Source organism: Methylobacterium sp. NFXW15 (assembly GCF_049887755.1).
GTDB lineage: Bacteria > Pseudomonadota > Alphaproteobacteria > Rhizobiales > Beijerinckiaceae > Methylobacterium.
In genome coordinates this window covers 275157-288528 of the sequence record NZ_JAGEKG010000003.1, presented here as the reverse complement: position 1 = coordinate 288528, position 13372 = coordinate 275157, and the positions used below count along the sequence as shown (strand labels likewise).

The window sequence follows — 13372 nt, the reverse complement described above, 5'->3', positions numbered from 1 at the left end:
CCTGCCATGAGCGTGCCAAAGATCAAGCACATCCGCGCCAGCGTCGTCCGGGGCGGCGGTGGCGATTACCACGACGTCGATGACGGGCACTGGATCGACGATCACATCGCCACGCCGATGTCCGTCTATCCCGAATACCGCCAGAGCCGACGCTCGTTCGGGATCAACGTCCTCGGCACCCTGGTGGTGGAGGTGGAGGCCGACGACGGCACCACCGGCTTCGCCATCACCACGGCGGGGGAGATCGGCGCCTTCATCGTCGAGACGCACCTCGCCCGGTTCATCGAGGGGCGCCCGATCACCGATATCGAGCGTGCCTGGGACCAGATGTACCGCGCCACGCAATATTACGGGCGCCGGGGCATCGTGGTGAACGCCATCTCGGCGGTGGACCTCGCCCTATGGGACCTTCTGGGCAAGTGGCGCCAGGAGCCCGTCCACGCCCTGCTCGGCGGCCCGGTGCGCGACGAACTGGTGTTCTACGCCACGGGCGCGCGGCCCGACCTCGCCAAGGACCTCGGCTTCATCGGCGGCAAGCTGCCCCTGCAGCACGGCCCGGCCGAGGGTGAGGAGGGTCTGAAGAAGAACCTCGCCAAGCTGGAGGAGATGCGCAACCGCGTCGGCGACGATTTCTGGCTGATGTACGATTGCTGGATGAGCCTCGACCTCAACTACGCGACCCGGCTCGCTCACAAGGCGCAGGAATACGGGCTCAAGTGGATCGAGGAATGCCTCTCGCCCGACGATTACTGGGGCTACGCGCAACTGCGCAAGGACGTGCCGAAGGGCATGCTGGTCACGACCGGTGAGCACGAGGCGACGCGCTGGGGCTTTCGCATGCTTCTGGAAATGGGCTGCTGCGACATCATCCAGCCCGACGTGAACTGGTGCGGCGGCATCAGCGAACTCATCAAGATCTCGGCGCTCGCGGATTCCCACGGCGCGCTGATGGTGCCCCACGGCTCGGGCCCCTACAGCTACCATTTCTGCTGCACGCGCCATAACAGCCCGTTCAACGAGATCATCATGAGCGCGCCCAAGGCCGATCATGTGCTGCCGGCCTTCCACCCGCTCCTCGTCGACGAGCCCGTGCCCGTGAACGGGCGGATGAAGCTCTCCGCCCTCGACAAGCCCGGCTTCGGCGTCTCGCTGAACCCGGATTGCAGCCTGCACCGGCCCTACGCCCGCTAGAGGCAGCCGCCTGCTGCTGCGCCAAGCGCGCCGCAGCAGGCGGCTATCCTGGGAGACACAGCCAAGGACAAGACCACAACGACGACCTCCGGAGAGACGGAGGCGCGAGGGGGAACTCATGCACGCCGAACGCCCTGACACCACCGCGACACTCGACAGCGCCTTCCGCCTGACGCGGCGGCGGCTCGTCCCATTCCTTCTCCTGATGTACGTCCTGGCCTTCCTCGACCGGGCGAACATCGGCTTCGCCAAGCAGGCGTTCCAGGCCTCGGCGGGCATCTCGGACGCGGCCTACGCGCTGGGCGCGGGCCTCTTCTTTCTGACCTATGCCCTGCTGGAAGTGCCCAGCAACCTCATCATGCACCGGATCGGCGCGCGCCTCTGGATGGCGCGCATCATGGTCACCTGGGGGCTGATCTCGGCGGCGATGATGTTCACCTCTGGCGAGGCGTCCTTCTACCTGCTGCGCCTGCTCCTCGGCGCGGCCGAGGCGGGCTTCTTCCCGGGCGTGATCCTCTATTTGACCTACTGGTTCCCGCAGGCACGGCGGGGTCAGGTCATGGGCCTGTTCTATTTCGGCGCGCCCCTCGCCTTCATCATCGGAAGCCCGCTCTCCGGCCTGCTCCTCGAACTCCACGGAACCCACGGGTTGCAGGGCTGGCAGTGGATGTTCCTGATCGAGGGCCTGCTCGCCAGCGTCGTCGGCGTGTGGGCCTTCTTCTACCTCGACGACAAGCCCCGCGACGCAAGCTGGCTGCCGGAAGCGGAAAAGCAGGCGCTCACCGCCGCCCTCGCCCGCGAGGAGGCGAACAAGGCGGGGCACGGCCATGCGAGCCTCGCCACGCTCCTGGTGCAGCCGAGCATGCTGCTGTTCCTCGGGATCTATTTCCTGATCCAGATGAGTGTCTACGGCGTGGTGTTCTACCTGCCGACGCAGGTGGCGGCGCTGCTCGGCAAGAAGGTGGGCCTGGAAGTGGGGCTGGTCGCGGCGGTGCCGTGGCTCTGCGCCCTCGCGGCGACCTTTCTCGTGCCGCGTCTCGCCGACCGGCGGGGCAACCACCGCACCCTCGCCGCCGCCGTGCTCGCCCTCTCCGGCCTCGGCATCGCGGTCTCGGCCGGGAGCCCGCCCGTCATCGCCCTGGCCGCCCTGTGCTGCGCCGCCGCCGGCTTCATCGCGGTGCAGCCCCTGTTCTGGACCTTCCCGACGGCGCATCTCGGCGGCGTCGCGGCGGCGGGGGGCATCGCCCTCATCAACGCCATCGGGGCGCTGGGTGGCTTCGTGGCCCCCAACGTGAAGGCCCTGGCGGACGCGGCCTTCGCCTCGCCGCAGGCCGGGCTCTACACGCTGGCGGGTACCACGCTTCTCGGCGCGGCACTGATCCTGAGCCTTCGGGCGCGGCCCCGCCCCGCCCCTTCGAAGGCCGCCACCGCGTCGTGAGGGGTCCGCCCCGCGGAATCTGGCAGAAAAGCCCTCGTCCCCCCTCGACCTCATCCTGAGGTGCTCGCCTTGGCGGGCCTCGAAGGAGGGCTCCAGAGATCGTGACGCGTACTGGAGGCCTCCTTAGAGGCGGCTATCGCCGCACCTCAGGATGAGGGGGGTGGATGGAAACGAAGGGTGTCTCGGTCCGCCCCTCAGGCGGTGAACTCGTAGGCGCGTTCGCCGTGGCTCGCGAGATCGAGCCCGTCATGCTCGGCCTCCTGATCGACCCGCAGCGGCATCACGAGGCCGAGCGCCCGGCCGAGACCGTAGGTGGCGACGCCCGACCACAGGGCCACCACCACGACGGCCAGCACCTGTACGCCGAGCTGGTCGAGCACCGTGCGGCCTTCCGCGAGGCCGACGCCGCCGAGACCGGCCGGGACGAAGACCGCCAGCAGCAGCGAGCCCAGGATGCCGCCGACCCCGTGCACGGCGAACACGTCGAGGGAATCGTCGATGACGAGGCGGTGCTTCACGAACAGCGTCACGAAGAAGCACACGAGCCCGCCCGCAAGGCCGATGAGCAGAGCCGCCGCCGGTGAGACGTAGCCCGCCGCCGGGGTGATGGTGGCGAGGCCCGCCACGCAGCCCGTGACGATGCCGATGGAGGTCGGCTTGCGGATCTTCACCCATTCGGCCGCCGTCCAGGCCAGGGCGCCCGCCGAGGCGGAGAGATGCGTGACGAGGATGGCGTTGCCCGCGCTCGCATCCGCCGCCAGCGCGCTGCCGCCGTTGAAGCCGAACCAGCCGACCCAGAGCATGCCGGCGCCCATCATCGTCATGCCGGGGCTGTGCGGCGGTTGAAGCGTCGAGGGAAAGCCCCGGCGACGGCCGACCATGAGGGCCAGCAGCAGGGCCGAGACGCCCGCCGTGGTGTGGACGACGATGCCGCCCGCGAAATCCATCGTGCCCAGGGCGGCGAGCCAGCCGCCGCCCCAGATCCAATGCGCCACCGGCACGTAGACGACGAGCATCCACAGGGCCGAGAACAGGGCGACGAAGGGGAAGGCGACCCGCTCGGGGAAGGCGCCGATGATGAGCGCGGGGGTGATGACCGCGAAGGTCATTTGGTAAAGCGCGAAGACGGTCTCCGGCAGAACGGTCGCCGGGCGAACCGGATCGAGATGGGCCAGGAACGCCTTCCCCAGCCCCCCGAGCCACGCCCCATCGCCATCGAAGACGAGGCTGTAGCCGCAGACGGCCCAGAGCACGGAGACGATGCAGCAGATCGCGAAGCACTGCATCAGCACCGAGAGCACGTTCCGCGCATGGACCAGCCCGCCGTAGAACAGGGCGAGGCCCGGCAGCGTCATGAACAGCACGAGTGCCGAGGAGGTCAGGATCCAGGCCGTGCTGCCGGTATCGGGCGCGGCCGACGCGGCGAGGCTGGGCGTGGCGGACAAGGCGAGGAGCATGGCGCCGGGCACGACCCGCGCAAGAAGGGGCAGCATTCGAAAAACCTTCGAGTGAACTGCCCCGCTCTCAAGCAGATTGCCTAGCGATGAGGCAAGCGCACAAATGCCTTTGGAAGCATCACTGCGCAAAAAGTCGCGCGTTGCCGACTTCGGCGGCGGGGATCGCGCTCGGCCCGGCCTGCGAGGGCGTGGTCGCCGGGTTACGGGCAAGCCAGCGAGCGGCCAGGATCGCCAGAACCGCGATGGCGAGCCCGGCGATGACGTCCACGAAGTAATGGCCGCCATCGATCGGCGTGGAGGCGACGAGCAGCCCATTCACGACCAGGGCAGGCAGACGTGCCCAGCGAAGGCTCCAGAAGGCCCAGAGGAACAGGGCACCGAGCGTCGCGTGGAAGCTGGGGAAGGTGATGATGCCTTCCAGGGTGTCGAGGGAGATCGTGTGGAACGTGCCGTCGCGCAGGCCCGCAAGATGCGCCACGTGGGCATAGGCGGCGGCGGGCTGGAGGTGCGAGAAATCCTCCGGCTTCAGGTGCAGGTACACGAAATTCGCCATGGCCGGAGTCAGTCCTGAGATCAGGATCGTGACCGTCCCGGACAGGCAGAAAGCGAGAACGAAGTGCCGGAGGACGGCCAGTCGGCCGCCGAACCCGAGCAGGATGACGACGAACATCATCTGCGCCATCAGGCTGCGATAGGCGAGCGTCATCGCGAAGCCGAGCTTCGGATGCGCATCGACCCAGCCGAGATAGGCCCGCCAATCCAGGCCGAGGGCCTGATCCCAGCCATAAAAGGTCGAATCCCAGAGCGGCCCGCCCGTGGCGGCGACCGCGTAGGATAGAGGGGCCGCGCAGGCCCCGAAGGCGATGACCTGCGCGAGCGCGGTCAGCGTGTCGGCGATACGCGGCTCGGGTCGCCACGTCCGGTAGAAGGCCGCCAGCACCGCGAGCCCGGCGCAGGCGCCGACGGTGAGAGCGGCGCTGTCCCAGGCGAAACGCAGCCCGGCCACGCGCATCCAGACGAGGGTCACGAGGATGATCGCGCCGATCAGGCACCACGTGCAGGTGCCGGGCGACAGCCGCTCAGTGCGCATGGCGATCGGGCTGGTTCGCGGCGTCTCGCGTGAAGCCGGTGGGCTTGGAGGCATTGAACGGCGCGAAGGCCGGGTAGATGCACACCGACACGACCAGCGCCAGCAGGACCATCTCGGTCAGGGAGAGCGCGCGGGCCGAAGGCCGGGGCGCGGGCTTCTCGACTTGCACGGACTCGTCTCTCGCCAGCCACGAGGCTGCGAGTTAGTCACGCACCGGTTAATAACACGTTGCAGTTGCAATTACCGATCGATCGGACCAAGCCCGAGCTTGATCGCCTGACGGTTCGGGCGTCCGAAGCGCAGCACGGCCTGCTCCAGATAGTCGATCGCATCCACGAGGTGGGCGCGGGCGGCGGTGATGTCCTCGTCATCGTCGGGAGGCGTTTCCGCGAGCTTCACCGCCGCAATCAGCACGCGGTCGCGCTCGTCCTCGATACGCGGGTCGCGTTCGAGATACAGGCGAACGTCGGCATCGTAGGCCTCGATCACCGCCCAGGGTAGCGCGTCCTTGGCGATGGCCCCCGGAAAGCGCTGGGCTTGGCGGCGGGCCGCCTCGGCGGCGCGGGCGACAGGGTCGGCAAGCGTCATGACCATTCCCGCGCTGTCCCTCACGCCTCGGCAGTGACAGCCGATCCGGCCCTTGGCAACGCCCCGGCCGCAAGAGCGCATTCCGACAGAACGGATACCGGTTCGTCGCAAGAAGGCGCGTTGAAACCAAGAGTTAGAGCCGCCGGCCTGACGCAATCAGGTCGGATACGGCTCGTGGTGGAGACGTTCGGTCGCGCAGGCCCGGCGAGGCATCACTCCCCGTCGGTGCCCCCCTCGCCCTCATCCTGCGCGAGGTGTCCGACCCGTGACGAGAACGGGCAGCGCAACGTCCAGCACACGCCATCCGGCTCGAAGACGAGGTTCGTCCGCCCGCCGAGACCGTGCCCGACCATCTGGGTCAGCACCTCCGTGCCGAAGCCGTGCCGGACCGGCGTGGCGAGGATGGCCCGTGAGGATTCCTTCCATGTCAGGAACAGGGTGGGCTCCCGCGCCTGCGCCTCGATGCGCCAGGACACCTCGATCCGGCCCGCCGGATCCGTCGCTGCCCCGAACTCGACCGCGTTGACCGCCAATTCATGAAGAACCAATCCGAAGATCTGCGCCGCCCGGGGGCGTAAGTGGATCGCCGGTCCGCTCAGGAGCAGGCGGTCGCCCTCCTGAAGGGTGTAGGTCAGCAATTCCTCGGCGATGGCCGCGTGCAGGCTCACATGTCCCGTATGATCGATGGCGACATGCATGCGCACGATAGCGTCGAGCCGGTCGCGGAGATGGGCCGCGTAATGGGAGGCCTCCTCGCGTGCCTCGGCGGAACGCTGGATGACCTCTCTCACGAGGCCGAGGGTCGTACGCAAATGGTGGCGCGATTCAGCCGGTGCGTCGCGGCGGTCGAGACGCAGGCGAAGACGGGCATTGTCCGCTTCGAGTTCGGCGTTGCGCTGGATCAGCGCGACGTTCGCCTTGTCGGAGTTCATCCGGGCCTCGCGGGTGAGCCTCTTGTCCTCGGCACCCGGCTTCAGGGGCCGCGCACCTCGGACAACCGCCCTTTTCCACCAAGTGATCCGGCGCAAATACAACCTGTGAGCGAATTGCCCTTCGCCGTCCGGGCACGCCGCTTGCCAAGCCGGGAAGGACGGGGCCACCCTTCCGGGGCTACGGCCGTCCTTGCAGATCGCTTCCTTCCGGCAGGCAGATGATGAAAGAAAATTCCATCCCCGAAGAGCTCGACCGCATGGATGTGAAGATCCTGCGGCTGCTGCAGGCGGATGGCCGTCTCGCCAACGCGGATCTCGCCGCACGGGTGAACACCAGCGCCGCCACTTGCCATCGCCGGACGCAGCGCCTGTTCGAGGCGGGCTACATCCGGGGCGTGCGGGCCGAGATCGCCCCAGAGAAGATCGGACGGGGTTCTCTCGTCATCGTGGGCGTGGTGCTGGACCGGTCGACGCCCGAGAGCTTCGAGGCCTTCGAGCAGGCGGTGTCCGGCCTGCCGACCGTGCTGGATTGCCACCTCGTGGCCGGGGATTTCGACTATTTCCTGAAGGTCCGCGTCCGCGACATGGCCGATTTCAACCGGCTCCACAGCGACACGCTGATCCGCCTGCCCGGCGTCCGCCAGACGCGAACCTTCTTCGTGATGAAGGAGGTCGTCGATAACGCCCCCCTTGCCTTCTGAGCGGATCAGCCGTTGCGGAAGGTGTAGCTGTAACCGTTGAGTGCCGGGGCGCCGCCGAGATGGGCGTAGAGCACCTTCGAGCCCTTGGGGAAGAAGCCCTTCTTCACGAGATCGATCATGCCCTGCATCGACTTACCCTCGTAGACCGGGTCGGTGATCATGCCTTCCAGCCGGGCCGAGAGGCGGATCGCCTCGACGGTCTCCTTCGAGGGTACGCCGTAGACCGGGTAGGCGTAGTCTTCGTTGATGACCACATCCTCATCCGCGACCGAGGCCGCTCCAATCAGCTCGGCGGTGTTCCGGGCGATCGAGAGCACCTGGGCCTTGGTCTGGGCCGGGGTGCACGAGGCGTCGATGCCGATGACATTGCGGGCGCGCCCATCGGCGCCGAAGCCCACGACCATGCCGGCATGGGTCGAGCCGGTGACGGTGCAGACGACGATGTAGTCGAAATGCAGGCCCATTTCCTTTTCCTGGGCGCGCACCTCTTCAGCGAAGCCGACATAGCCCAGGCCGCCGAACTTGTGCACCGAGGCCCCGGCGGGGATCGCGTAGGGCTTGCCACCCTCGGCCTCGACCTCGGCCAGGGCGCGCTTCCAGCTATCGCGGATGCCGATGTCGAACCCATCATCGACGAGCTGCGCCTCGGCGCCCATCAGGCGCGACAGGAGGATGTTGCCGACGCGGTCGTAGACGGCATCCTCGTGCGGCACCCAGGCTTCCTGGATCAGACGGCACTTCAGGCCGAGCTTGGCGGCCACGGCGGCGACCATGCGGGTGTGGTTCGACTGCACGCCGCCGATGGAGACGAGCGTATCGGCGCCCGAGGCCAGGGCGTCCGGTACGATGTATTCGAGCTTGCGCAGCTTGTTGCCGCCATAGGCGAGGCCGGAATTACAATCCTCGCGCTTGGCATAGATCTCGACACCGCCGCCGAGATGGGCCGAGAGGCGCTTCAGGGGCTCGATCGGCGTCGGGCCGAAGGTGAGGGGATAACGCTCGAACCCGGACAGCATGGACATGGCGAACTTCCTCTCCGGCCCCAGCGGCCGACCTGAATGCGATGAGGAAAGATTAGCTGAGCCGTCGCGAAATGTGCTTGCAAATTTATCCGTATTTTTGATCCTGATTGTGTGCTTGTCAGGAAAATTACGCGAAAAGTTTTGGAAATTTCCCCGTCAACGGAAGCTTCTTCCAAACACTCATCGCTGCAGGTGCCCGAGCGGCAGGGCGGTCGTGTACTTCACTTGGCCAAGGGCGAAGCTGGAGCGGATGCTCGCCACCCCCGGGATGCGGGTGAGATGGTCGAGCACCAGTTGCTGATACTGGCTCAGATCCTCCAGCACGACGCGCAAGAGGTAATCGGCCTCGCCGCTCATCAAGTAGCATTCCATCACTTCCGGGCGGGACCGAACGGCTTCGTCGAAGGCCTGCAACGCGGCCTGGGTCTGCTTCTCCAACGAGACATGCACGAACACATTCACGGGGAGCCCGACGCTCAGAGGATCGACCACCGCGACGCAGCCACGAATGACGCCCGCCGCCTTCAGGTCGTTCACCCGCCGCCAACAGGGCGAGGTCGAGAGGCCGACCGATTCGGCCAAGTCCGACGTGCTGATTTCGCTGTTCTGCTGAAGGCGCTCGAGGATGCGCAGGCTCGCCGGATCGAGGACGGGCGATCGAGTGGCCATTTTTTCCGTTTCTCCGCTCCGATGACGGCCGAACGCGCGCTCAGCGGTCCATCAGCGGCATAGCATACCTCGAAAGCTGCGAAACGCGGTCGATCCTGCCTATGACGGTGCGGCCGATGCCCCAATCCGGCAACACTTCCCGCGTGCGTGCCCTTATTGTCCCGTGAAACCAGGGAGGCCGCCCCATGAATGCCGTTCCGTCCAAGACCACGATCGCGCGGTCGGCGGAGGTCGATACCGATCCGGTGGAAACCGCCGATTGGGTGGCGGCCCTCGATTCGCTGTTCCGGATGGAAGGCCCGGCGCGGGCGCGCTTCATCCTCGACCGGCTGGAGCGCCGTTCGAAGGAGATCGGCCTGTCCGAGGAGGCTCTGCCCTACTCGCCCTACCGGAACACGATCCCCCTGGAGAAGCAGCCGCGCTATCCCGGCGACCTCGACATCGAGGAGCGGCTGACTTCGATCATCCGCTGGAACGCGCTGGCCATGGTGGTGCGGGCCAACATGGCCTACGGCGAACTCGGCGGGCACGTGGCGAGCTACGCCTCCGCCGCCGAACTGTTCGAGGTCGGCTTCAACCACTTCTTCAAGGGCGGCGCGGACGGCGACCTCGTCTATTTCCAGCCGCACTCGGCACCGGGCGTCTATGCCCGCGCTTTCCTCGATGGACGGCTCTCCGAGAACCAGCTGAAGCATTACCGGCAGGAGATTTCCGGCGACGGCCTGTGCTCATATCCGCATCCCTGGCTGATGCCGGATTTCTGGCAGGTGCCGACCGGCTCCATGGGCATCGGGCCGATCCATTCGGTCTATCAGGCACGCTTCATGCGCTACCTGTCCGACCGCGGCCTCGCCGACACCTCCGGCCGACATGTCTGGGGCGTGTTCGGCGACGGCGAGATGGACGAGCCGGAATCGATCGCAGGCTTGTCGCTCGCCGCGCGCGAGAACCTCGACAACCTGACCTTCGTCATCAACTGCAACCTGCAGCGGCTCGACGGCCCGGTGCGCGGCAACGGACAGATCATCCAGGAATTGGAGAACCTGTTCCGCGGCGCGGGTTGGAACGTCATCAAGGTGCTGTGGGGCTCGGAATGGGACGGGATCTTCGCCCGGGACACCAACCACGCCTTGCTGCGCCGCTTCGCCGAGACGGTCGACGGCAAGTATCAGACGCTCGGCGCCAAGGACGGCGCGTACAACCTCGCCCACTTCTTCGGTGAGGATCCGGAGGTGCGCGAACTCGTCGCCCACATGTCCGATGCCGATGTCGACCGGCTGAAGCGCGGCGGGCACGATTTCCGCAAGCTCTACGCGGCCTTCGCCGCCGCGAAGGCCACCAAGGGCCGCCCGACGGTGATCCTGGCCAAGACCAAGAAGGGCTATGGCATGGGCGGCGCGGGCGAATCGCGCATGACCGCCCACCAGGCGAAGAAGCTCGACGTGGACGCCCTGCGCGCCTTCCGCGACCGCTTCGCCCTGCCCCTCACCGACGCGCAGGTCGAGGCTCTGGACTTCTACAAGCCCGCCGAGGATGGCGCCGAAATGCGCTACCTGCGCGAGCGCCGCGACAGCCTGGGCGGCATGCTGCCCGCCCGCCGCCGCACCGCGCCGACCGTGCCGGTGCCGCCGCTCTCGACCTATGCCGCCTTCGCCCTGGAGGCGGGCGGCAAGGAGATGTCGACCACCACCGCCGTGGTGCGCCTGTTCGGCAACCTCCTGAAGCACAAGGATCTCGGCCCCCGCATCGTGCCGATCGTCGCCGACGAGGCGCGCACCTTCGGCATGGCGAACCTGTTCCGGCAGGTGGGCATCTATGCGCCGCAGGGCCAGCTCTACGAGCCGGAGGATGCCGGCTCGATGCTCTATTACCGCGAGGCTCGCGACGGGCAGTTGCTGGAAGAGGGCATCACGGAAGCGGGCGCCATCTCGTCCTGGACGGCGGCCGCCACGAGCTACAGCGTCCACGGCCTGTCGATGCTGCCGTTCTACATCTACTACTCGATGTTCGGCTTCCAGCGGGTCGGCGACCTGATCTGGGCGGCGGCGGACCAGCGGGCGCGGGGCTTCCTCATCGGCGCCACGGCCGGGCGCACGACGCTCGGCGGCGAGGGCCTTCAGCACCAGGACGGGTCGAGCCACATGCAGGCGGCGGCGATCCCGAATTGCCGCGCCTACGACCCCGCCTTCGCCTACGAGATGGCGGTGATCGTCGATCACGGCGTGCGCGGCATGATGGAAGAGGGGGTGGACGAGTTCTACTACCTCACCGCCATGAACGAGAATTACGCCCAGCCCTCCATGCCGGCGGGCGCCGAGGCGGACATCCTCAAGGGCCTGTACCGCTTGTCCGGGCCGGAGACCGGGACGGGCGCGGTACGCCTCCTCGGCTCGGGCGCGATCCTGCCGGAGGTCATCGCCGCCGCCGAGATGCTGAAGCGTGATTGGGGCGTCGAGGCCGAGGTGTTCAGCGCGACGAGCTTCAGCGAACTCGCCCGCGATGCCCAGACCGCCGAGCGTCAGGCCCGGCTCAACCCCGAGACCGAGGCCCCCCGGAGCCATGTCGCCAAGCTCCTGCCCGGCTCCGCGCCGGTCATCGCCGCGACCGATTATGTCCGCGCCTATCCGCAGCTGATCGCCGCCTATGTCGGCGCCCGGTTCGTGGCGCTCGGCACCGACGGGTTCGGACGCAGCGACACCCGCAACGAGCTGCGCCGCTTCTTCGAGGTGGACCGACAGCACGTGGTGATCGCCGCCCTCCACGCCCTCAGTGAAGCGGGCAGCGTGCCCCGCGCTACGGTCGCCGAGGCGATCCGCAGCTACGGCATCGATCAGGCCGCCCCGGCGCCCTGGACCCTCTGACGCCTCGCACGGCCGCTCCCTCCCCTCGCGCATACCGCGAGGGGAGCCGGATCACGCACCCCCACGCCCACGCCCAACGCGTACCCTTCTCCCGAGGACGACCCCTGCATGAGCGCCGCGCTGCAGATCACCCTTCCCGACATCGGTGACTACAAGGACGTGCCGGTGATCGAGCTCATGGTGAAGCCGGGCGACCGCCTCGCGGTGGACGACCTGATCCTGAGCCTCGAATCCGACAAGGCGACGATGGAGGTCCCCTCCCCCGTCGCAGGCATCGTGCGCGAGTTGCTGGTGGCCGTGGGCTCCAAAGTCTCGCAGGGATCGCCGATCCTGACGCTGGAAGCCGAGGGTGCGCAGACGGCCGCCGCCGAGCCGCCCGCCGCCCCACCTCCTCCGCCGCCCGCTCCGGCTCCGGCCCCGGCTCCCGTTCCCGCTCCGGCTCTAAGCCCCACGCCGTCCGCCGCGCCTGCGACCGCACCTCAGCCTGCCGCCGCCGGCTCGGCCCATGCCAGCCCCTCCGTGCGCCAACTTGCCCGCGAACTCGGCGTCACCCTCGACCGCGTGCCGCCCAGCGGGCCGAAGGGCCGCATCCTGCGCGAGGACGTCCATGCCTTCGTGAAATCGGCGCTGGCCGCCCCCGCCCCCGCCTCCGCTCCGGTTGCTCCGGTGTCCGGCGGGATCGGCGTCAACCTGCCGCCTTGGCCCGAGGTGGATTTCGCCAAGTTCGGACCGGTGCGGCGCGAGCCGCTGTCGCGCATCCAGTCGCTCTCGGGGGCGAACCTCACGCGCAACTGGCTGACCATCCCGCATGTCACGAACTTCGACCATGCGGACGTGACCGAGATCGAATCCTTCCGGGTCGGGCTGAACGCCGAAAAGCGCACGCCGCCCGCTCGGGTGACGATGGTGGCCTTCCTCATCAAGGCCGCCGCCTCGGCGCTGCGCGCCTATCCGCGCTTCAACAGCTCGCTCGACGGGGACCACCTCGTCATGAAGGAGTTCGTCCATATCGGCTTCGCCGTGGACACGCCCAAGGGCTTGATGGTCCCGGTGGTGCGCGATGCCGACCGCAAGGGCCTGATCGAGATCGCCACCGAGATGGCGGCGCTCGCCGACAAGGCCCGCGCGGGCACCCTGAGCGGGGCCGACATGCAGGGCGGCTGCTTCTCCGTCTCGTCGCTCGGCGGCATCGGCGGGGACGGCTTCACGCCGATCATCAACGCCCCCGAGGTCGCGATCCTCGGCGCCGCGCGCTCGCGCATGGAGCCGGTCTGGGACGGCGAGACCTTCCGCCCGCGCCTGATCCTGCCCCTCAGCCTGTCCTGGGATCACCGGGTGGTGGACGGCGTCGCGGCCGCCCGCTTCCTCGGCCATGTCGCCTCGGTCCTCTCGGACCTGCGCCGCGCCCTCCTGTGAGCGTCGA

The 13372-nt window shown here is 68.0% G+C and carries 11 protein-coding genes and 1 pseudogene; 5 read left to right on the top strand and 7 right to left on the bottom strand.

Annotated elements, in window-relative coordinates; all coding sequences use genetic code 11:
• Positions 1-6 precede the first annotated feature (6 nt).
• Positions 7-1191, top strand: a complete 1185-nt coding sequence (gene rhmD, locus J4O73_RS08535) for an L-rhamnonate dehydratase (protein WP_426216417.1) — start codon at positions 7-9, stop codon at positions 1189-1191.
• A gap of 118 nt (positions 1192-1309) precedes the next feature.
• Complete coding sequence (locus J4O73_RS08530; RefSeq protein ID WP_426216416.1) at positions 1310-2629, top strand: MFS transporter; 1320 nt, start codon at positions 1310-1312, stop codon at positions 2627-2629.
• A gap of 194 nt (positions 2630-2823) precedes the next feature.
• On the opposite strand, the gene J4O73_RS08525 is transcribed toward J4O73_RS08530, so the two are convergent.
• From J4O73_RS08525 to J4O73_RS08505, 5 genes are all read right to left on the bottom strand, one after another.
• Positions 2824-4122, bottom strand: a complete 1299-nt coding sequence (locus J4O73_RS08525; protein WP_426216414.1) for an ammonium transporter — start codon at positions 4120-4122, stop codon at positions 2824-2826.
• Between the two features lie 82 nt (positions 4123-4204).
• Entirely contained in the window at positions 4205-5176 is a 972-nt protein-coding gene (locus J4O73_RS08520; RefSeq protein ID WP_426216412.1) for a phosphatase PAP2 family protein, read from the bottom strand.
• Positions 5166-5345, bottom strand: a complete 180-nt coding sequence (locus J4O73_RS08515) for a hypothetical protein (RefSeq protein ID WP_426216411.1) — start codon at positions 5343-5345, stop codon at positions 5166-5168. Before J4O73_RS08515 ends, J4O73_RS08520 begins: the two co-directional genes overlap by 11 nt.
• A 71-nt stretch (positions 5346-5416) precedes the next feature.
• On the bottom strand, positions 5417-5770 hold the full coding sequence (locus J4O73_RS08510; protein WP_426216409.1) for a hypothetical protein: 354 nt from the start codon (positions 5768-5770) through the stop codon (positions 5417-5419).
• A 206-nt stretch (positions 5771-5976) separates the two neighbouring features.
• Positions 5977-6696, bottom strand: coding sequence for an HWE histidine kinase domain-containing protein (locus tag J4O73_RS08505; RefSeq protein ID WP_426216407.1), 720 nt, complete (start codon positions 6694-6696; stop codon positions 5977-5979).
• Positions 6697-6917: 221 nt separating this feature from the next.
• Between J4O73_RS08505 and J4O73_RS08500 the strand changes: the two genes are divergently transcribed.
• Positions 6918-7397, top strand: coding sequence for an Lrp/AsnC family transcriptional regulator (locus tag J4O73_RS08500; protein WP_426216870.1), 480 nt, complete (start codon positions 6918-6920; stop codon positions 7395-7397).
• A gap of 5 nt (positions 7398-7402) precedes the next feature.
• On the opposite strand, the gene J4O73_RS08495 is transcribed toward J4O73_RS08500, so the two are convergent.
• Both J4O73_RS08495 and J4O73_RS08490 read right to left on the bottom strand, forming a co-directional pair.
• On the bottom strand, positions 7403-8413 hold the full coding sequence (locus J4O73_RS08495) for a 1-aminocyclopropane-1-carboxylate deaminase (RefSeq protein WP_426216868.1): 1011 nt from the start codon (positions 8411-8413) through the stop codon (positions 7403-7405).
• A gap of 186 nt (positions 8414-8599) precedes the next feature.
• Positions 8600-9088 (bottom strand): Lrp/AsnC family transcriptional regulator, encoded by a 489-nt coding sequence (locus J4O73_RS08490; RefSeq protein WP_426216406.1) that lies wholly within the window; start codon positions 9086-9088, stop codon positions 8600-8602.
• Between the two features lie 185 nt (positions 9089-9273).
• Here J4O73_RS08490 and mdeB point away from each other — a divergent pair, with 185 nt between their 5' ends.
• Complete coding sequence (mdeB, locus tag J4O73_RS08485; protein ID WP_426216404.1) at positions 9274-11949, top strand: alpha-ketoglutarate dehydrogenase; 2676 nt, start codon at positions 9274-9276, stop codon at positions 11947-11949.
• Positions 11950-12036: 87 nt separating this feature from the next.
• A pseudogene (gene aceF / locus J4O73_RS08480) lies at positions 12037-13365 on the top strand (dihydrolipoyllysine-residue acetyltransferase); the annotation flags it as partial.
• Between the last annotated feature and the right edge of the window lie 7 nt (positions 13366-13372).

Excerpts from the sequence above, each read along its gene's own strand:
- rhmD (WP_426216417.1), top strand. The coding sequence starts at position 7 with ATGAGCGTGCCAAAGATCAAGCACATCCGCGCCAGCGTCGTCCGGGGC.
- J4O73_RS08530 (WP_426216416.1), top strand. The coding sequence starts at position 1,310 with ATGCACGCCGAACGCCCTGACACCACCGCGACACTCGACAGCGCCTTC.
- J4O73_RS08525 (WP_426216414.1), bottom strand. The coding sequence starts at position 4,122 with ATGCTGCCCCTTCTTGCGCGGGTCGTGCCCGGCGCCATGCTCCTCGCC.
- J4O73_RS08520 (WP_426216412.1), bottom strand. The coding sequence starts at position 5,176 with ATGCGCACTGAGCGGCTGTCGCCCGGCACCTGCACGTGGTGCCTGATC.
- J4O73_RS08510 (WP_426216409.1), bottom strand. The coding sequence starts at position 5,770 with ATGGTCATGACGCTTGCCGACCCTGTCGCCCGCGCCGCCGAGGCGGCC.
- J4O73_RS08505 (WP_426216407.1), bottom strand. The coding sequence starts at position 6,696 with ATGAACTCCGACAAGGCGAACGTCGCGCTGATCCAGCGCAACGCCGAA.
- J4O73_RS08500 (WP_426216870.1), top strand. The coding sequence starts at position 6,918 with ATGAAAGAAAATTCCATCCCCGAAGAGCTCGACCGCATGGATGTGAAG.
- J4O73_RS08495 (WP_426216868.1), bottom strand. The coding sequence starts at position 8,413 with ATGCTGTCCGGGTTCGAGCGTTATCCCCTCACCTTCGGCCCGACGCCG.
- J4O73_RS08490 (WP_426216406.1), bottom strand. The coding sequence starts at position 9,088 with ATGGCCACTCGATCGCCCGTCCTCGATCCGGCGAGCCTGCGCATCCTC.
- mdeB (WP_426216404.1), top strand. The coding sequence starts at position 9,274 with ATGAATGCCGTTCCGTCCAAGACCACGATCGCGCGGTCGGCGGAGGTC.